This is a genomic window from Bacillus cereus group sp. BceL062 (assembly GCF_051780025.1).
Lineage (GTDB): Bacteria > Bacillota > Bacilli > Bacillales > Bacillaceae_G > Bacillus_A > Bacillus_A toyonensis.
Genome location: NZ_JBPWGY010000008.1, coordinates 126,143 through 145,286, shown reverse-complemented (window position 1 = coordinate 145,286; position 19,144 = coordinate 126,143). Strand labels below are relative to the sequence as shown.

The following is a 19,144-nucleotide window of genomic DNA, read 5'->3' as shown; positions in this document are numbered from 1 at the left end:
GATATTTCATTCATATAATCCGTATTATCTGAAGTTAATAAAGTCTGTTACACTCTCTTCTTTAGGAACGTTTCCATAATATCCTTCTTGAAGCTTTCATAATCAAAATGAAAAGCTACATTATGCGTTTTATAGCCTGGATTAGTAACAAAACGAAAGTCTGCAATGCTTTGACCAAATCCTTCCCCTTGATCAGGAATTACTTTAATGGGTACCCTTGAAAGACTAACAGCCTCTTGATTCAGCAAATACCACACCGTTACAAAATCATGCATAGGACTTCCACTTATACCAGGATTAGACTTGGAGTAGAAATTATAATAATAATCTAACATAGGTTTGATGATAAGTCCTGCAAGATCCTGTGTATTCCGATGAAATGCATCGATTTGCTGGACCATTTCGGGTGTAACAATCGCATGTTGAGTCACATTTAAAGGAATAACCGTCAAGTTCTTTGCATGCTGCAGAATTAAGTTTGCTGCATAAGGGTCTGAGTAAAAGTTAGCTTCAGCCACAGCAGTTACGTTACCTGGATAGAAAAAAGCTCCCCCCATGCAAATGCATTCTCTTACGTTTCGCATTGTTTCTAAATTCAATACAAAAGTCGTAGCTAGCGAAGAAAGCCTTCCTAAATTGATAATTGTAAGATCTTCTAAATTTGATTCTATAATTTGATAAATATCATTTAAGGGATAGACTGGATATGGAATTTCAGGGGGAATAATAGGTCCTAATCCGACTTTCCCATGTACCTCAGGAAAATACTGAATTAATATACCAGTCAACGGTACAGAAGCACCAAGGAATACAGGTATCTCTTCTCTTCCCGCAATGTACTTCAAATAGTTAATATTCCTTATTACATTTTCTCTTGATACATTTCCATAATCGGCTACAATTCCTACAAGTTGAATGTCTTTACGAAAAAAGGTGTACAGTATAGCAAACGCATCATCAATCCCCAAATCTGTGAACAGGAGCACCTTTTTTTGCATATCTCTTCCTCCAAAATTTATAGAATTCTACTTTCACTAATGATGTAGTGATCAGACTAAGCTTGTATGTATATATTTTATGTATTCTTAAAGAGTGAATTCTATTCACTTGAAATAGCTTTGCTCATCTAGATTTGATATTATGTTCAAGCGTAAGTTTCTGTTCTTAAGTCGATAGGTATGTGATGCTATCCTCGAACTAAAAAGAAAAAGCAATGATTAGATTTTAAACCTAGTCATTGCTTTATCCATTGCATCTTGGTTTACTCCTATATATCTTAATGTTACCCGTTCACTTGAATGATTGAATATCTCCATTAGCAAAGCTATATTCTTTGTCTGCATGTACATATGATACCCAAATGTCTTACGTAATGTATGTGTCCCAATCTCGTCTAATCCAAATTCTGCTGCTGTGGTGCTAAGTATTTTATATGCCATACTTCTTCCTATTGGCCGATTCTTTCCTTGCCTACTCTTGATTAAATATTCATGATCTTCCATCTCTTCAATGTACCATTTCAATTCTCTTCTTAATGCTGCGGTAATTTGAATACGTTTCTGCTTACCCGTCTTCATTTCACGCATTGAAACGTGACTTCCCTTTAAATCACCTATTTTAAGCCTTAAGATATCACTTATACGCAACCCTGTATTAATTCCCACCACAAACAAAATGTAATTACGTTCATTGGTTCCCTTTAGGTATTCTTTAATCTGTTGTATTTGCTCTGCATCACGTATCGGCTGAACAAAATTCATAGTTCATCCCCTCCTTCACACTCTTCTGTCTCATATACTTCTAATCTAAGAGCAAAAGCTAGTTTATAAAAAGCATTAGATTTATTTCGTCTATATGTACGTTCACTCATACCAATCTCGTTATAAACCATGTAATCAAAGACTTCTTCATCTTCCAAATATCGTTTTACAATAATATCCCTTTGGTTTTTACTAAAACGACTTAATACCTTTTCAATTTGAAAAGATAAACGTTGTAGTTTCACTTCTCTTTCACTCATAGCAACATTTGCTAAAGCAATATTTTCAGCTGGCTTTCCTACTATATTGGTTGGACCGTGATATCTTACTTCGCTAGAGGCCGTGACCTTCATCTCATTTCTAATCATCCCAAATTGTCTATAAATACGAACATTTTCAAGAATCTCTTCTAAACGAACTTGTGTTGCTTTTCGGTCAATTTTAGGTAAGAAAGTTAATTGCATCATATATAAAAACACCCCTTATTTATTTTGTTAATAAAAAACAAAAAGCGGACACCAAACTACAGAGCAATATCACTAATGCTCTTTATAGTTTGATGTCCGCTGGTTCTTCCAGTAGGACTAAATTTATAGATATTATTATATCATTTTCTCATATTTTAGTAACTTTCTTATTAGAAAAGGATTATTTTATTAAATTTTCATTTTCATTAATCATTTCCCTCTACCCCCTGAATAAAACTCAATATTCCGTTCATACTATAACTACATCTAGAGACACATCCCTGTTTGGAGCAGTTAGCTTTTGCTAGCTGTTTTTTTATTGCTTGTCCACTTCAACTCATTCACCATCGTATACCATCCAACTATCATGATCGTACAATTCTCCTTACATTTTCTTGTTACTTCACTTCTCACTTTCGATACGTTCTTTAATTTTTCTTAATGATCCCCGTGCTTTTTTTAATTGCTTTCCAGCTTCATGATTTACTTTTCACTATCTTCACCTCTTATGACGAGTAACCATAGGAGGTGAAGATATGAATGAAGAAATTCTTTACATGGAACTGCTGTTGGATCAAATTTAATCGGTTCAACACTCCCATCTATTTTTCGTCATTCACTTTAGCAACAGAAACAACAGGAACAACAGGAGCAAACGGTATTAACTCCGGAAGCGGAACCACATATATTTTGAAAGCTATTTAGAGTGAATCCATGTTCCTTATATACTATGGAATGGGTTTATATTTGTGACATAAGGGCTTTTGTTTATTTTTATTTTTAAAGGCTTTTACCTTATACGTATGTGTTAGATAATTCATAAATTATATTGTGTAAGCGGGTGAATGATAAGGATGGTGTGAAAGTGAGTAAATTTAAAAAGAAATTTCATATTCCATGTGAATGTTTTGGCCCCCCTCAACCTCCACCTGAAATTGGTCCAACAGGTCCAACAGGTCCAACGGGTCCAACAGGTCCAACAGGTCCAACGGGTCCAACAGGTCCAACAGGTCCAACAGGTCCAACAGGTCCAACAGGTCCAACAGGTCCAACAGGTCCAACAGGTCCAACAGGTCCAACAGCAGTAGGGTGTTGTCCTTGTACTAATGTTCTTGACAACCCTGGATTTGACGAACCACCATTAATAGGCGATTTAGTTCCAGGTTGGAATCAAGTTGGGAATGTTGCAGAAGTAGGAGTTCCAAACGTTCATAGTGGTCGTATTCTTTCAAATGGGACACTTAGTCTCTTAGCTGCAGCAATTGGACCAGGTGGAAGTATTAATCAATTAGTTGATGTTGACGAAGGTTGTTGTTATACGTTTTCTTTTGCTGCAGATGTAAGGGATGGCGCATTTCCTATAGCTTCCGTATCTTTTCCAGAACTTGTTGGGCAAGGATGTCCGCCTCTTTCTTCAACTCTTGGCCCATTAAATATTCCACATATTATACCAGTTATGAATCAACCGCAATCTGGTTTCCAACATTATGTTCTTGTTGTTTGTATACCTCCTGGTGTTACTATGGCATGTGTTGCTTTTCAAAATATTGCTACAGGTGGAGAAGGCGCAACAGCTTTTATTGATAATGTTGTATTTCAGCCTACAGGTGGACCTTGTACTTCATGTTCACAAAATTTCTAATGTATTGATGTACTTGAAGGTTTTCATTTTGCTAGCGAATCCCATAATTATTAAGGAGAGCCTTTGGGCTCTTTTTTCATATTAAGAATCACTATATACTCCTGTATAGTCCCAATACGTATGTGTGATTCACCTTTGTAAGCGGTATACTCCTTTAGGTGCACTATTCCGCTCCCCCGCTATTAAAATATCGTTTTGGTCCAAATTTATAAAGCGGATTTTATTTTTCTGTACAAGCAGTTCTCCTTTCTGATGAATAAAATATGTAGATATTCCCCAAAAAGGAGAGTAACATAAATATGGCCGATTATTTTTATAAATAAAGAGTAGAATATATTGAGCTGTTATACCATTACCCTAGGAAACTAGGGTTTTTATTTCTACAAAATGAAATTTTTATTAAATTGCTTATACTTTATTTCTCAACCACGACTTATGGAATTATACTGAAATGAATGGTAATATATAGACATCTCAATTACGTTAGAGCTTGTTTCCTTGCAAGCTCTTTTTTTATTACAATAGCGTTTTTATTTAAAATAACAGCTCTAAATAAATTAGATACATTTACCAGTATGTTTACCACAACATTCATGTTAAAATCCCTAGTGAGTACGACATAACTCGAACTTATGAAGTCCTGCAGCCCTACTCGTGGGGCTCTTTTTTTATGTCTAAATAACGATTTTGTTCACTTTTATAGCTTGCTATTCCTCATAGTTGTGTTTTTCTTCTAGGACTTTTATAAATTTAAAGTGTCCATCGAGATAACAATCATTGATATAACCCCCAAAATATATTTCATTAACTTCGCTTAAAGTAAAATTTTCATTTTTTCATTCAACCAAGTTCATAACATATTCTTTTCCTCCGATAAAATAATGATTAGGTGCCCCACGCGCATTTTATCCACTGGAAATAACACCTTTTTCGTACTTAACTATTAGAAACTTCATTTCTGCTACTTCTGCAATAGCAATTTTGTTCACTTTTTCGATACATTTATGAAACATTCATATGTTATCTTCAGTATGTTCATTTCTTTTTGTAGAACCATGTGAGAATACCAAAACAAGAAGCCCTAGAGCCCTAACTCTAGGGCTTCTTCATTTAAAATAAGAATTTTGTTTAAAATTCATTAACCTTATTGATTCCTTTGCATACAGTATTATCACAAAGAAATTCACAGGTTTCTCTGGTCCAGTTACCTTGAATTTCTTGCAGACCTTGAGGAAAGAATCTTTTTATCAAAAAGGGTTCTTTCCTTTATTCGTTATAAAATAACTATTTTGTTTGATTACCTGATATTTATTCACATAACATCCTTAAATTGGGATATAATGAAATATATAGTTAAAACATTTTATTATTAGGAGTTATAATTATGTCATTTGCAGCATGGAGTATACTCTTACCAACTTTAATTGGTGCAATGTCTGGTGCAATTTTCGGTATAATTTCTTCTCGAAATAAGAATAAAAATCCAAATTAAAAGCTTAATAATAAGATTTAATAACTACTCTATTGGCAGCTGATTCATCCTTGAATTTTCAGCTGCCCTTTTCTATTCAAATAACACTTTTGTTCAATTTAATAATTTCTTATATAATAAAAGTTAACTAATCTAGAAGGGACTGAATTATGCACAGATATCAATATTTTTAATCTATCCGTCACAACAACATAATGGAGGTAAAAGTATTGATTACAGAATTACAGACACAAAGATTACATTTAAGACAAATGAAGGAATCTGATTCATTAAACATGTTTAAAATATGGTCTGATCCTGACGTTACAAAATTCATGAATATAAGTAATTTCACTGATGAAAACCAAGCGAAAGATATGATTCATTTTCTCAATGAACTTGCTCAAAATAATAAAGCTCTCCGTTTTACTATTATTGAAAAAGAATCTAATCAAATTATCGGTTCATGTGGCTATAATTCCTTGGATTTCGAAAACTCAAAAACAGAGATTGGTTATGATATTTCGAAAGCATTTTGGGGCAAAGGATATGCCCCTGAAGCTATTTCTGCGCTATTAGATTATGCTTTTACACATCTGAAACTAAATCGTGTCGAAGCAAAAGTTGAACCTGAAAATGTGAATTCCATAAAAGTATTACAAAAATTACAATTCATTTTTGAAGGGACTCTAAGAAAAAGCGAAAAATCAGCTGAAAAGCTTATCGATTTAAATATTTATTCGAAATTAATAACCGATTAATTATAATCGCCTGGCCTATACTATATTGAAGTATAGGCTTCTTTAATTTTCATACAAAATTCAAATTTTATTAAAGTAACTGTGTTTTCCGCTCTTCCATCCGAATTACTTTTCCACTTTGATATACAAATGATTGTTCACCAAATCCACTTTGAGGTGGTTCTATTAGCTGAACCTGACCATTTTTAACTATATATATTCCGTTTGTTTTCAAATCTATTTCAGCTGTCATTTCTACAAGATTTTCTTTTCTAATTCCCACCAAGATCACTCCCATATGTTATAATTACTTTGTCGAAGTAAGTTGAGAGTGATCTCAGCTTTTTTTATTTGTCTATAGATATTGCACAACATTCTCCGGAACAAATGATTGTTCCAAGGATAGATGAAGTCGTATTGGAGTCGGCTCTTTGCTATCCCGTGCTCGCTTACATATCTCTTCAGCTTCTTCCCACACAAATTGTTTATCCTCCACTCGCTTATAACGCCAAATGCCAATTGTATAATCCTCAAACAACTCATAACGTTCATCAGGCGCTGTTGTTGGTTTTAATTCATCAATCGCTTTGGCTTGACTTGGTATTTGCACAACCACATCTGCATACCTTAATTTTGAATTCAAACGTTGAATATGAGCTTTCTTAAGATCAAATGATACAACTGGTTCCACATCAAAAATTGTTAATTGCTTTGGCATTGTTTTTCCCCTCCAATACCTGCAAGCTTGCAACTAAGATTCCTTCAAGCTGCGTTAACGTTAGTTGATCTAATGTTTTCCCGTTAATTTCAGCTAATCCTAATCTCAATAATTTACGAATGATTGCTAGTTTCCTACGTTCTACTTCCTGACGTAACAACATAATTAAGCCTCCTGTTGATGATTGAACTTTCTCTCTAAATTTACAAACTTACTAAATTCTTTAATGAATGCTAGTTCAACAACACCAACTGGGCCATTCCTCTGTTTTGCTAAAATAATTTCCGTTATGTTTTTATTTTCTGTCTCGCGGTCATAGTAATCTTCACGGTATAAGAATGCTATTAAATCCGCATCTTGCTCAATTTGACCATTCTCACGTAAATCTGATAGCAATGGTCTCTTATCTTGCCTACTTTCTACAGCACGACTTAACTGTGATAATGCAACTACACACACATTTAATTCTCTGGCCATCAGTTTTAACTTACGACTAATCTCACCTATTTCTTGCATGCGGTTCCCTCTATGCTTCGGATCCCCTACAATAAGCTGCAAATAATCAATTGCAATTAAAACTTTTTTATCAGGGTACTTACGCTTTAGTTTCCTAGTCTTTGCGTATATCTCTTGCATTGTTACATTTGCTTTATCATAAATTTCTAATGGCAAATCATTGATTAATCCCATCGCTTGACTAATCTTTTCCCAATCCTTTAAATTACATAGCTTCTTAGGATTCTTCAATTTCGTAGCATCTATATTTCCAGTACTTGAAATCATACGTTTCAGTAACTGCTCTTCTCCCATCTCTAGTGAAAAGATTCCTGTTGCTGTATGAGCGCTTGCTGCATGAAAAGCGACGTTTAATACAAATGCTGTTTTCCCCATTGAAGGCCGGGCACCAACAATAATTAAATCGCCTTCTTGTAATCCAGCTGTCATTCTGTTCAAGTCGTCATAACCAGTTGGTATACCGGTTAAATCCCCTACATCAATTTGCATGTTCTTATACAGATCAACTAAGGTTTCCTTTAAATTAAATTCATCTGAATAACCTGTTTCCTCAATGGCGCTTAACTCATCAATCGAAGTACTAATAGCGCTCATATCTCTTTCTTGCTGAAGACGATTATATAAATTACCAGCAACCTCTTGAGCATGTCTCATTTTCCAAGCTTCGATAATTAAACCTTCGTGATACGAAAAGTTTTTCGTCGTTGGAACAACTTCAGTTAAGTTTACAAAGAACGCAATACCACCTATTTGATTCATAAAACTGTCTTCAAATTTCCCCATGAGAGCAACAAGATCTATCGGGACTTCAGCATCCTCTAATTCTCTCATCGCCTTGAAAATCACTTGATGCGTTGGTGAAGAAAACTGTTTTACCTTTAGCTGACAATCTTTAATTAAATCGCCTTCTTGGATAATGCTACCTAAAACACTTTGTTCGGCTTCTACATTACGAATCATATCGTTACTCATTGGGCCAACCACGCGTTCTGTTGGTTAAGTACTGCAAGTTCTTCTTCTGTTGGAATGTTCTGCTCCCATGCTTGTTGCTGCTGTATTACGTTTTTAGTAGATGCTGATAGAACTTTATTTTGATAAGGTGCTTGAGTTTGCTGCTGTCCCTTCGCTAATCGTTGATCACGAAATGCTTTATCAGCTGCTTCAACGTCCGTTATTGTTTTCAATCCCTTAAGATGCCAATCTCTTAAAATTGTATTAACGTAATTCATGTTTCTTGTATTTTTCTCTAAAGCGATTTCCATAGCTTTTACAACAAGCTCTGCATTTAAATCATCTACCCATGCATGAATACCGTCTGCAATAAAAGGTGTAATCAGTCCGAAGTTTTGCTCGTAAAAAGAAATTGGATTAACCTCAACAACTTCTTCCACGCCTGCGCGTTCTTTTTGTTGTTGTTGTTCTTTTTCTTCTTCTTTTTCTTTTTCTTCTTCCTTGCTAGGGTCTTGGAAGCCCCTTATAAGCCCCTCCAAACGGACTGATAAATACTCCTTAATACGAGGGATTTTGAAATCTTGCTCTCGCTCTAATTGCAAACAAGTTTCATAGAAATCAACTAAAAAATCCTGGTCCTTCACAGATTGAATCTCTTTTAAAACGCACTTTTCAATGTTTACATTTTTAATTGGATTAAATTTTAACCAGTTGATTAAGAACAACTCTTTTGTTTTTTGGTTGTAATTAATTTTTCCATACTCAGCAAAACGCTCTAATAGCTTCATAACCGTTTCACGATTGTATCCTGTATCAGTTTCAATGATACGAAGTGGAAGCTCGTAGATTCCTGATTGAGACGTCTTACTATTCGTCATTAAATATAAGTAGAAATACTTCTCCTCCGGTGTAAGATCTAAAACAAATGAATCCTGCCAAAATGAAACGTGTACTGGTCTATAAACTGCCATATTATTCATCCTCCCGTTTACATATCGCGAATCCGTCCTCTACACGTAATAAGCGATAATTCTTGTATCCTGTTTTGAGATATTGTTTTACTAAGTAAATTAGGTGTTGCTCTGATGTTGCTTGTTGAAACACTTTAGAATTCAACAACACTCTATGTAATGACTTGTCTAAAAGCATGCAACACACCCCGTTGTTATACGAATACTAATTTGATATAATTAATCCTAAGATCTTTTGCAAAACCATTTATCTATCACTCTGCTAAGTGATAGATTTTTTATTTTCTACGTCTTACTAATGAGGCGTTAACTCCCCTTGTTCTTAAATCCTTAATCACTACACGATAGCTCATCGAAGCCTCATGTTCTTCTTTTGTATCACGAAGCATCTTAAATTCTTTCATACATCGCTCCAGTTCTTCTTCCCAGCGATTTGATTCTTCAGTTGATTCTGCATTAAACATGTTATGAACGCATTCAACCATACAATTATGAAGTTTATCCGCAAACGAAAAGTCTCCCGGAAGAACTAGATCATGAAGACAATCGTATTTACCGTTCATGAATTACATCTCCTTTCTGGTCATAACGACAAGCACAGTACTTTTCTATTTTTTATAAAAATATTAAAAATCTATTATTTTGGTACACTTTAAATTTAATGGTAGAAACTACAAGTTCATTAATTCACCAAAAAAATTAATATAATGATATAATTATTTTGTAAAATATATTGTCAGCTACTGTTGTCTAGGCGGTAGCTTTTTCTTTTGCCCATTTATGTTTCAAAATAAATGATGCTTCAATAATTTTGATTCGAATCCCCAACAATTTCTTCTCTTGTTTTAACTCAACTGATTTTGAATCCTCATTAAGTAATTCTGCTATTTTAATTTCACCAGTTAGCTTTGCGTCATAGCGTATTAGTTCCTTATATTCTCTTAAACTTGGTTTCTTATAATCTACTGTCATTTTCCTTCCTCCTTTACAGCGCCTTTGTTAAGGTCATTAAGCTATCCACCGATTGAATAATAACGTTCTCCGCCATAGCCTTTTGCAACCAACTTCTTTGTATTTGTTCCATAATGCCAAAGTGTACTTGTTCAAGAGCTTGTACTACACATTGCGTAGCTTGGATTGTATCGAAGATTTCTTTTGCATGAACTGTGTATTCATGTTTCTTCTTTTCATCCAACTTCCATGACCTGGTTGCAACTTGTAAGTTCATGATTTCCTTCGCTGCTGCAATTCCCTCTTCAGCTTGTTTAATGTAGTTCATCAATTGTAGATTTACATCTTGAGTTAAACGTGGATCGGTAGGCGGTAATCCAACACCATAAATATGTTTAATCGCTTGTTGATTTAACTTTGCTCCTGTTGCATGGCACCAATCCATCGCAAGCTCAAATTCTGGTTTAGAAAGTCCAGATTCAATACGGGTTAATCTTTCATGTGTAATACCAAGGTACTTAGATAACCCTTTCTTCGTTTTCAGCTGAACATTATCACAACATTCTCTAGCATTCTGTAATAATTCCCCTATTGCTGAATTGCAGTATATGCTTGTTCCCATATCTGTTCGCCTCCATATTTAGTTTTCAAATGGTTACAATGTATTTAGTACATATGTAACTTGTCTATTTTTCATGTAAAAAGAGAGGAACTATTCCTCAATGTTTTCTTTCACTTGTATTTCTTTGATGATGGCCCAACCAGCCTTATAATATGCTTGACGGATTTTATCAATATCCTTTTGTGATTTTGGCTCAGGAGCCACAACATGGACTTTCGTTTTTCCAAATTCATAAGTCGCCGCATATTCTTCTTGTTGGCTCATGGTGTCACCTCTTGAAGTGCTTTTTATATGTTTATGCGACGGATCTGTTGGTACTGCCATATTAGTTGATGGCATTTTCTCACCCTCTCCCAGTCTATTGCGCACTATGGTTTACACACATTCAAAAAAAATATCTTCTACCTTAATATTTAGCACTTTAGCAATTTTGATTGCAATAATAACACTTGGTTGTTTTTTTTCATTTTCAATCTCTGATAAATATTGTCTTGATATCTTAACTTCTTTTGCTAATTTTTCTTGGGACATCCCAATATTCTTTCTAGTCTGGGCTAAAAGATTCATTCAATCACCACCTCGATTTTATTCATGAGTTAATTGTAAACCAAAGTGCGCAAAACTGTCAACCATGGAATGCAAAAACTTTATGGATTTACTGTAAACTATTGTTTACAATATTATATTAGGAGGTGTACATATGAATACACTCGGAAAAGCCATTTCAGATTATCGTTTAAAAAATAAACTCTCACAAAGAGACTTCGCTACACTTTGTGATGTTAGCCACTCGTATATAAATAAGCTTGAAAAAGGAGTAGATCCCCGAAGCGGGAAGCCTGTAGAACCTACTTTATTAATGATTGAAAAGATTGCTAAAGCGATGAAAAAAAGTAAAAATGAATTATTAGAAGAGATTGGTTATCTAAATAAAACAAGCCAAATATCCCTATCTTCCAAAGAAGAACGTGATATTGCACGTGATTTAGAAAAAACTTTAGAAGACCTAGAGAATAGTGAGGATGCTCTTATGTTCGATGGAGAACCCATTGATGAACATACAAAAGAAATGATTCGCATCTCTCTTGAGAACTCAATGCGAATGGCAAAACAACTAGCAAAACAAAAATTCACTCCAAACAAGTACAAAAAAGATTGAATGGAGCACGAAATGGACATTAAAGAATACGCACTCAAAATCGTAGAAAAACACGAAACAACAAATCCATTTGAAATTGCTAGACGAAAAAATATTATAGTGTTGTTTGAAGACCTTGGGAATACTCTTGGTTTTTACAACACATATAAACGTTTTAAATTCATTCATATTAATAATCAAATTGACGAAAATACCCAACGCTTTGTGTGTGCTCATGAATTAGGGCATGCTCTATTACACCCCAAAGCAAATACTCCATTTTTAAGAAATAAAACTCTATTTTCTGTAGATCGATTAGAAATTGAAGCAAATACATTTGCAGTCGAACTCCTACTCTCTGATGAATTGGTTTCTGAACATCAAAATACTACCCTCTCAATTCGAGAAATAGCAGAAATTTATGGAATTCCAGGAAATTTTTCTCGCTTAAAATCATTTAATACATTAAAATAATCAAATACATAAATTAAGAATAGGAGAACTAAAAATGAACGCTCTATTTTCAACATTATGCTTATTAACAATTTTAGCTGCATTAGTTTTACTAGTCACATCATTTGTTTTTCTTATTAGAAAAAAACAAAATGCCAAAAAGTTTTTCAAATTCGCTGGTATTGCCTCTATTTTAGCTATCATTTTTCTTATTGTAGCAGTTTCAACTTACAAGCCACAGGAAAAGAAGGAAGCAACTTCTACTGAAAATGTAAAAACAACTGCAAACAATAAAGATACTGAAACAAAGAAAAAAGAAACAACACAACAAGAACAACCAAAACAGGTAGAAATCAATGAAGATACTTTTGTTGCTTATGCTCAAAACATTAAGGGCGGTACTTTTATTAAAGATATTAAATTGAATGCAAAAGAAGCAGAAATTACATACTATGATTCTTTTGCATCTTATAATTCTGCAAAACCTAATGGTGTACCCGAAAAACTATATAAAGAATATTTTTCAACTGGAGATGCTATTGAAAAAATGCTTGTAAGTGAGCCTGCAAGATTACTAAGACAATTTCCAGATTTAGATGCTGTAAAAATGGCTGTTCCATTTGAGGGCAAAACATACAGTATCAACTTAGATAGAAAATCTTTAAATACATACTTAGGCTTTAAAATTGAAGATTTAAAAGTTGAAGACAAATCTTGGGTCAAAAAGTTTAACGATCCATACGTGTATGATAAGGCAAAACGTAAGGCGTTCTTTATGAAATTTGTTACTATACAATAATATTTCCCTTAAAAAACCTTTCCTTATCTAATATCACTAATATATGCCAAAATAAAAGGCTGATATCCTCACGCCTTTTATTTCCACATAAAAAACGAACGTACGTTTTACTCCGAACTCAAAAAATATATATTTATTCTTATGATTTTTTATATAATTAATAATACAAAGGAGGTTTTCCCGCTATGAAAACCGCAATCTACCTACGTAAATCCCGTGCTGACCTCGAAGCCGAGGCACGCGGCGAAGGCGAAACATTAGCAAAACACCGCACTACCCTGCTGAAAATTGCCAAGGAAATGAACTTAAATGTTTTAGCTGTCCGTGAGGAAATTGTTTCTGGTGAGAGCTTAGTGAAACGCCCTGAGATGTTAGCTCTGCTTGAGGAAATTGAAGATAATAAATATGATGTTGTTCTTTGCATGGATATGGACCGTTTAGGTCGTGGTGGTATGAAAGAGCAAGGAATCATTTTAGAGACGTTTAAACGCTCGAATACGAAGATTATGACGCCTAGGAAGACTTATGACCTTAATGATGAGTGGGATGAAGAATATAGCGAATTTGAAGCATTTATGGCACGTAAAGAATTAAAGATTATTACACGTCGTATGCAACGAGGTCGTGTTGCTAGTGTAGAGGCTGGTAATTACCTTGGTACACATGCACCATTCGGATATGATATACACCGTTTAAATAAACGAGAACGTACTTTAACAATTAATTCAGAAGAAGCCTCTGTTGTAAGAATGATATTTGATTGGTACGCAAATGAGGATATGGGTGCGAATGCAATTAGAAGCAAGTTAAATGATCTTGGCTACAAAAGTAAGTTAGGTAATGAATGGAATCCTTATAGCATCTTGGATATATTAAAAAACAATGTGTACATCGGAAAAGTAACGTGGCAAAAACGAAAAGAAGTAAAACGTCCTGATGCTGTAAAACGTAGCTGTGCAAGACAAGATAAATCAGATTGGATTATCGCTGATGGAAAACATGAGCCTATCATACCCGAAAGCTTGTTTGAACAAGTACAAGAAAAATTAAATTCAAGGTATCACGTTCCTTACAATACGAATGGAATTAAAAATCCACTAGCTGGTATTATTAAATGTAGTAAATGTGGTTATAGTATGGTCCAACGTTATCCGAAGAACCGAAAAGAAACGATGGATTGTAAGCATCGCGGTTGCGAAAACAAATCAAGCTATACGGAATTAATTGAGAAACGTTTACTCGAGGCATTAAAAGAATGGTACATCAATTATAAAGCTGATTTTGAAAAACATAAGCAAGATGACAAATTAAAAGAAACACAAGTTATTCAAATGAATGAAGCTGCATTACGTAAGCTTAAAAAAGAATTAGTGGATGTCCAAAAACAAAAAAATAATTTACATGATTTATTAGAGCGTGGTGTTTACACAGTCGATATGTTTTTAGAACGTTCGAATGTAGTTTCTGATCGCATTACTGAAATTACTTCCACGATGGAAAACTTAAAGAAAGAAATTAAAATAGAAATTAAGAAGGAAAAAGTGAAGAAAGATACAATACCTCAAGTGGAGCATGTTCTTGATCTGTACTTTAAAACAGATGATCCCAAAAAGAAAAACAGCCTCCTAAAGTCGGTCTTAGAAAAGGCTGTTTATAAAAAGGAAAAGTGGCAAAGGCTTGATGATTTCGAACTTGTGCTTTACCCTAAGCTCCCTCAAGATGGCGACATATAAGCGTTCATGCTTTGTCGTCACCTTGTTGGTGTAATTAGATTTACTCCATTAAGCCCTAAAGCATCATTCGTCGAAACCGCCAATACGACAGGCTTACCATTTCTCAGCGTCGCTTTTGCTGCCATTAATACTGGAGAATCTGTCATTGCATTTGCAAATTTACTCATCGAATTTCCTGTTAGTGGTGCAATTACCATACAGTCTAATGGAATTTTAGGTCCTAGCGGTTCTGCGCCAACGATTGAATTAATTGCTTTAAATCCTGTTGTTTCTTCAATCTTTTTAATCCACTCTGCTCCCTCACCAAATCTCGTATTTGTTGATTGAACAGTGTAAGAAACAACGGGACGTACTTCTGCTCCCTCAGCAATTAATTTCTCTAAATGAGGCATCACTTCTTCATACGTACAATGTGAACCTGTAAACCCAAATCCAATTCTTTTCCCTTTTAAATTCATTCCCCATTCTCCTTTCTTGCTATTACGTCTTCTGCTAATAACTGAGAAAGAACGTTCGCTAAAATTTGTCCTGCTGTTTTCGGAGCAACAATCCCTGGCAATCCAGGTGCTAATAGCGCTTTAACTCCTCTTTTTTCTGCGTATCTAAAGTCGGTACCACCTGGTTTAGAAGCTAAATCAATTACTAACGTATGAGCTGGCATTTTTGAAATAACATTCGCTGTCACAACGAGATGTGGAATTGTATTAATCACAATATCCATATTTCCTACTTCTTTCTCAATGTTTTGCATATGAAAAGGAGAAAACATCATCTCTGTAATACGTGCAATATGTTCCGATCGTCTTGCTCCAACTTTGACGTGGGCTCCTAATGATTGAAATGCTCTGGCAACACTCATCCCTGTTCTACCAAATCCTAAAACCATTACATTGGACCCATGAATTGTATAGTCGGTATGTTGAATTACCATCATTAATGTGCCTTCTACAGTCGGAATAGAATTGTAGATTGCCACATCATCACGATCAAATAATTTAACAAGTTTTCGGTTTGTAGTAGATACGAGATTTTCCAAGTAAGGCGTACCAATACCTGAATATATAGTAAAGTGTTCTGGTGTATTTTCAATTTGTTCTTTCGTTATAGAAACTTTTTCATTTGAAAAAATAGTATCTACTTCTCCTTTGGCATTTGTACCTGCAACTGGCAAAATGATTGCATCTACAGAAGTAAAATCTAAATTTTGTATACTTTCTTTTGCTGCCCCTGTGAAGCCATGATCCAACTGATCAAACCCTATCAATGAAAGTTTCGCATCCAATTCAACTAGTTTACGAATTACTTCTAGCTGCCTTGCATCTCCTCCTATGACAGCAATATGCATCTCAGTCAACATTCCCTAATTCACCTTCTTTTTCTGTCATTTATAAGAAAAGTGCCTACTTTTTCTTTTTCCTCCACATCATATGTAATGTACGAGTTTGAGGTGATTGAAAAACAAAAAGCACATATGATTTATCAGCTTTATATATACAAAAAAAAGACGGCCGAAATGGCCATCTTTCACTCCGAATTTGAATGGTCAGATATATCACAAAGTATCATGTCATGCCCCACTTTCTTAACATCTCTCCATTCCACCCTTACCTCTTGTTGTCCTTTTTTAAAACCTCCCCATTTTGTAACAGGTATGATAAGCGCTTGTATTTGTCCATCGCTCTCATTAATTTCTAAATCTAGATGCCCTAAAATCCCCATTTTTTCCGCTCTTTCTAAATCTACAATTTCTTTACCACTTAATTCACTTAATCGCATACACTCTCCCCCTACCGAATTTTCAATTTAAGTTATCCATTATTAGTACCTATTCTGTATGTCTAAAAAAAATAACCGTATCTCATTTAAAAGAGATACGGTTATTTTCGAGTACATCACAAAAATCAATTATAGTTTTATTCCTTTTGGAAGTTTTCCATCTGGACTAATAAGTGCAGCAGAGAATTCATCCGTAAACATATTGCGGATTAACTCATCTACATTTTGTTTTGTTACAGTGTTTACACTTTCAATAATCTCATCAAGTGAACGATGCTTACGAAGCAGCAATTCATTTTTACCGTTACGGCTCATACGACTATTCGTACTTTCTAAACTTAACATTAAGTTTCCTTTTAATTGCTCTTTACTATTCATAAGCTCTTTTTCTGTAATACCTGTATTTTTCAATGTTTCTAGTGTTTCTTGCATCGTTTCATACAGTGTATCTAATTGTTGGCTACCTGTTCCACCGTACAGTGTTAACATACCTGTATCTTCATAAGAAGAGTGGTAAGAAAATACCGAGTAAGCTAACCCACGTTGCTCACGTACTTCTTGGAATAAACGGCTACTCATACTACCGCCTAAAACGTTATTTAATACGATTAAGTTATAAATATCTTCGTGTCCCATTTGTAAGCCTTTATATCCTAAACATAAATGAGCTTGTTCTGTTTCTTTTTTACGTGCTACCTTATTAAAATGGAAAATTGGGCTATGTACTTGTTCACGGTTTGTTGTTCCTTCATAACTACCGAAATATTGCTCTACTGTTTGTAAAAATGCTTCATCAATATTTCCTGCAACTGAAACAACTACATTTTCAGGTGTATAATGATCTTTTATATATTGACGTAGTGTATCACCTGTAAACGTATCAAGCGTTTCTTCTGTTCCTAAAATAGGATATCCAAGCGGATGCGTTTCATATGTCGCTTTCGTTAACATATCATGCACAATATCATCTGGAGCGTCTTCGTACATTTTAATTTCTTCACATACGACATTCTTCTCTTTTTTCAGTTCTTCCTCATCAAATGTTGAATTAAAGAACATATCTGCTAAAACATCTAAAGCATATTTAGCATGCTCATCTAACACTTTTGCATAGTAACATGTATATTCTTTTGAAGTAAAAGCATTTACTTGCCCACCAATGCTATCAAATGATTCCGCAATTTCGCGCGCACTACGTGTTTCCGTCCCTTTAAAGAACATATGCTCTAAAAAGTGGGAAATCCCGTTATTTTTTTCATTTTCATTTCTTGATCCTGCATGGATCCAAATACCAATCGCAACCGATCTTACAGTTGGTATGTTCTCCATAACTATTCTTACACCATTTTTACAAGTATATTTTTTAATCAAAAACTTTCCTCCTACTACCAGTTTCTCTAAATTAACGCTATTATTTAATGATAACAAGTTTAAGGATGAATGTCATGCAAATGTATTTAATCCACACGTTTTTCATCCAGTAATTCTGTTATATTCCCCACTCTATATCCTTGTTCCTTCAATTTTGTAATCATTGTATCTAATGCTTCTGCTGTAGATGAAGTAGGGTGCATTAATACAATGGCACCTGAATGTATTTTTCTCATTACTCTCTGCAATAATACGTCTGGCTCTGGTCGCTTCCAATCAATTGTATCTACTGTCCACATAATCGTTCCCATTTGGAAATCATCTGCAATTTGTACGACTTCATCTCGAAAACTTCCACTAGGCGGGGCAAACCATCTTACTTTTTGATTCGTGGCTGCTTCTATCATTCGATTTGTTTTTTGTAACTGTTCTCGTATTTCATCAGACGATAATGTTTTCATATTAGGATGTGTGTAAGAGTGATTTCCAACTTCTTGATTTGCATCGACAATCATTTTTGCAAATCGTAAATTTTCTTTCACCCAACGTCCTTCCAAAAAGAAAGTTGCCTTCACATCATGTTTTTTCAATATCTCTAATATACGAGGCAAATACTCATTTCCCCATGCCACATTTATTGTTAATCCAACCATCTTTTTATTTGGATGTCCCCTGTAAATTGGGGCTGGTGATAAATCTGCTAAATGGACACTCGGTGATACTTCCTTGAATTCAAGATGTTTTTGATCAAATTTCTTTAGCTTCTTCATATTGTTATAGGATGCTTCAATATCGACTTGTCTTCCATTATATCCAGGTGTTGCTTTCCATATCTTATCAATGATCGCATTTTGAGGTGCAATCTCATATTGTTTTGCATGTTTTTGAATTTCTTCATACAAGTTATCCTGTGCAAAAACGGAATAAGAGCCTAAACTGACATATAAAAAAAATACACATATGTATGCCAATATACGAACTTTCATATAAACCCTCCCATTAACTAAATAAAAAATATTTTTCTTCTTATCTTTGTTAATTTGAGCGTTATAATGAAAACTATAC

23 protein-coding genes and 1 pseudogene are annotated in these 19,144 nt (G+C 34.4%); 6 read left to right on the top strand and 18 right to left on the bottom strand.

The annotated features are described in order from the left end of the window. Nucleotides 1-47 precede the first annotated feature (47 nt). The 3 genes from ACS2MN_RS19400 to ACS2MN_RS19390 form a co-directional block, all read right to left on the bottom strand. Nucleotides 48-998, bottom strand: coding sequence for a nucleoside hydrolase (locus ACS2MN_RS19400; protein ID WP_438894745.1), 951 nt, complete (start codon nucleotides 996-998; stop codon nucleotides 48-50). 219 nt (nucleotides 999-1,217) lie between these two features. Continuing rightward, complete coding sequence (locus ACS2MN_RS19395; RefSeq protein WP_103590979.1) at nucleotides 1,218-1,760, bottom strand: site-specific integrase; 543 nt, start codon at nucleotides 1,758-1,760, stop codon at nucleotides 1,218-1,220. Further along, nucleotides 1,757-2,227 (bottom strand): ArpU family phage packaging/lysis transcriptional regulator, encoded by a 471-nt coding sequence (locus ACS2MN_RS19390; protein ID WP_103590980.1) that lies wholly within the window; start codon nucleotides 2,225-2,227, stop codon nucleotides 1,757-1,759. Before ACS2MN_RS19390 ends, ACS2MN_RS19395 begins: the two co-directional genes overlap by 4 nt. A gap of 865 nt (nucleotides 2,228-3,092) precedes the next feature. Between ACS2MN_RS19390 and ACS2MN_RS19385 the strand changes: the two genes are divergently transcribed. Further along, entirely contained in the window at nucleotides 3,093-3,869 is a 777-nt protein-coding gene (locus tag ACS2MN_RS19385; RefSeq protein WP_438894744.1) for a collagen-like protein, read from the top strand. 1,701 nt (nucleotides 3,870-5,570) lie between these two features. Further along, entirely contained in the window at nucleotides 5,571-6,101 is a 531-nt protein-coding gene (locus ACS2MN_RS19380; protein WP_200203320.1) for a GNAT family N-acetyltransferase, read from the top strand. Nucleotides 6,102-6,171: 70 nt separating this feature from the next. Here the strand turns inward: ACS2MN_RS19380 and ACS2MN_RS19375 are convergent, their stop codons facing one another. The 10 genes from ACS2MN_RS19375 to ACS2MN_RS19330 all read right to left on the bottom strand — a co-directional run bounded on the left by ACS2MN_RS19375 (nucleotide 6,172) and on the right by ACS2MN_RS19330 (nucleotide 11,376). After that, nucleotides 6,172-6,363 (bottom strand): DUF3954 domain-containing protein, encoded by a 192-nt coding sequence (locus ACS2MN_RS19375; protein WP_088059459.1) that lies wholly within the window; start codon nucleotides 6,361-6,363, stop codon nucleotides 6,172-6,174. 72 nt (nucleotides 6,364-6,435) lie between these two features. Continuing rightward, the gene (locus ACS2MN_RS19370) at nucleotides 6,436-6,798 is read right to left on the bottom strand and encodes a cell division protein SepF (protein WP_224992992.1); all 363 of its coding nucleotides are present in this window, start codon (nucleotides 6,796-6,798) and stop codon (nucleotides 6,436-6,438) included. Continuing rightward, on the bottom strand, nucleotides 6,773-6,961 hold the full coding sequence (locus ACS2MN_RS19365) for a hypothetical protein (protein ID WP_173780843.1): 189 nt from the start codon (nucleotides 6,959-6,961) through the stop codon (nucleotides 6,773-6,775). Before ACS2MN_RS19365 ends, ACS2MN_RS19370 begins: the two co-directional genes overlap by 26 nt. A 2-nt stretch (nucleotides 6,962-6,963) precedes the next feature. Then, nucleotides 6,964-8,286 (bottom strand): replicative DNA helicase, encoded by a 1,323-nt coding sequence (dnaB, locus tag ACS2MN_RS19360; RefSeq protein ID WP_224992991.1) that lies wholly within the window; start codon nucleotides 8,284-8,286, stop codon nucleotides 6,964-6,966. Next, a complete protein-coding gene (locus tag ACS2MN_RS19355; RefSeq protein WP_346994745.1) occupies nucleotides 8,283-9,236 on the bottom strand; it encodes a DnaD domain-containing protein in 954 nt (317 codons plus the stop codon). The genes dnaB and ACS2MN_RS19355 overlap by 4 nt, the downstream gene beginning before the upstream one ends. Before the next feature lie 278 nt (nucleotides 9,237-9,514). Next, on the bottom strand, nucleotides 9,515-9,799 hold the full coding sequence (locus ACS2MN_RS19350; protein WP_346994744.1) for a hypothetical protein: 285 nt from the start codon (nucleotides 9,797-9,799) through the stop codon (nucleotides 9,515-9,517). Between the two features lie 187 nt (nucleotides 9,800-9,986). Beyond that, entirely contained in the window at nucleotides 9,987-10,208 is a 222-nt protein-coding gene (locus ACS2MN_RS19345; RefSeq protein WP_000215313.1) for a hypothetical protein, read from the bottom strand. A 13-nt stretch (nucleotides 10,209-10,221) separates the two neighbouring features. Next, the gene (locus ACS2MN_RS19340) at nucleotides 10,222-10,809 is read right to left on the bottom strand and encodes a sporulation sigma factor-processing peptidase (RefSeq protein ID WP_346994743.1); all 588 of its coding nucleotides are present in this window, start codon (nucleotides 10,807-10,809) and stop codon (nucleotides 10,222-10,224) included. Between the two features lie 90 nt (nucleotides 10,810-10,899). Then, the gene (locus ACS2MN_RS19335) at nucleotides 10,900-11,148 is read right to left on the bottom strand and encodes a hypothetical protein (RefSeq protein WP_078994015.1); all 249 of its coding nucleotides are present in this window, start codon (nucleotides 11,146-11,148) and stop codon (nucleotides 10,900-10,902) included. A 36-nt stretch (nucleotides 11,149-11,184) separates the two neighbouring features. Then, nucleotides 11,185-11,376, bottom strand: a complete 192-nt coding sequence (locus ACS2MN_RS19330) for a helix-turn-helix transcriptional regulator (RefSeq protein ID WP_064472687.1) — start codon at nucleotides 11,374-11,376, stop codon at nucleotides 11,185-11,187. Between the two features lie 133 nt (nucleotides 11,377-11,509). Between ACS2MN_RS19330 and ACS2MN_RS19325 the strand changes: the two genes are divergently transcribed. The 4 genes from ACS2MN_RS19325 to ACS2MN_RS19310 all read left to right on the top strand — a co-directional run bounded on the left by ACS2MN_RS19325 (nucleotide 11,510) and on the right by ACS2MN_RS19310 (nucleotide 14,932). Next, nucleotides 11,510-11,968 (top strand): helix-turn-helix domain-containing protein, encoded by a 459-nt coding sequence (locus ACS2MN_RS19325; protein ID WP_224992988.1) that lies wholly within the window; start codon nucleotides 11,510-11,512, stop codon nucleotides 11,966-11,968. A gap of 12 nt (nucleotides 11,969-11,980) precedes the next feature. Next, entirely contained in the window at nucleotides 11,981-12,421 is a 441-nt protein-coding gene (locus tag ACS2MN_RS19320) for an ImmA/IrrE family metallo-endopeptidase (RefSeq protein ID WP_346994742.1), read from the top strand. Nucleotides 12,422-12,455: 34 nt separating this feature from the next. Continuing rightward, a complete protein-coding gene (locus ACS2MN_RS19315) occupies nucleotides 12,456-13,199 on the top strand; it encodes a hypothetical protein (RefSeq protein WP_224992986.1) in 744 nt (247 codons plus the stop codon). Nucleotides 13,200-13,384: 185 nt separating this feature from the next. Next, complete coding sequence (locus tag ACS2MN_RS19310; protein WP_346994740.1) at nucleotides 13,385-14,932, top strand: recombinase family protein; 1,548 nt, start codon at nucleotides 13,385-13,387, stop codon at nucleotides 14,930-14,932. A 32-nt stretch (nucleotides 14,933-14,964) separates the two neighbouring features. Here the strand turns inward: ACS2MN_RS19310 and dpaB are convergent. The 5 genes and pseudogenes from dpaB to ACS2MN_RS19285 form a co-directional block, all read right to left on the bottom strand. Continuing rightward, nucleotides 14,965-15,390 (bottom strand): annotated as a pseudogene (gene dpaB / locus ACS2MN_RS19305) (dipicolinate synthase subunit B); the annotation flags it as partial. Then, a complete protein-coding gene (gene dpaA / locus ACS2MN_RS19300; protein WP_000954741.1) occupies nucleotides 15,387-16,289 on the bottom strand; it encodes a dipicolinic acid synthetase subunit A in 903 nt (300 codons plus the stop codon). The pseudogene dpaB and the gene dpaA, both read right to left, overlap by 4 nt. 167 nt (nucleotides 16,290-16,456) lie before the next feature. Continuing rightward, nucleotides 16,457-16,708, bottom strand: a complete 252-nt coding sequence (locus tag ACS2MN_RS19295) for a YlmC/YmxH family sporulation protein (RefSeq protein WP_001239739.1) — start codon at nucleotides 16,706-16,708, stop codon at nucleotides 16,457-16,459. 129 nt (nucleotides 16,709-16,837) lie between these two features. Further along, on the bottom strand, nucleotides 16,838-18,079 hold the full coding sequence (locus ACS2MN_RS19290; RefSeq protein WP_000592990.1) for a M16 family metallopeptidase: 1,242 nt from the start codon (nucleotides 18,077-18,079) through the stop codon (nucleotides 16,838-16,840). An 86-nt stretch (nucleotides 18,080-18,165) separates the two neighbouring features. Next, on the bottom strand, nucleotides 18,166-19,065 hold the full coding sequence (locus tag ACS2MN_RS19285) for a polysaccharide deacetylase family protein (RefSeq protein WP_000868234.1): 900 nt from the start codon (nucleotides 19,063-19,065) through the stop codon (nucleotides 18,166-18,168). Between the last annotated feature and the right edge of the window lie 79 nt (nucleotides 19,066-19,144).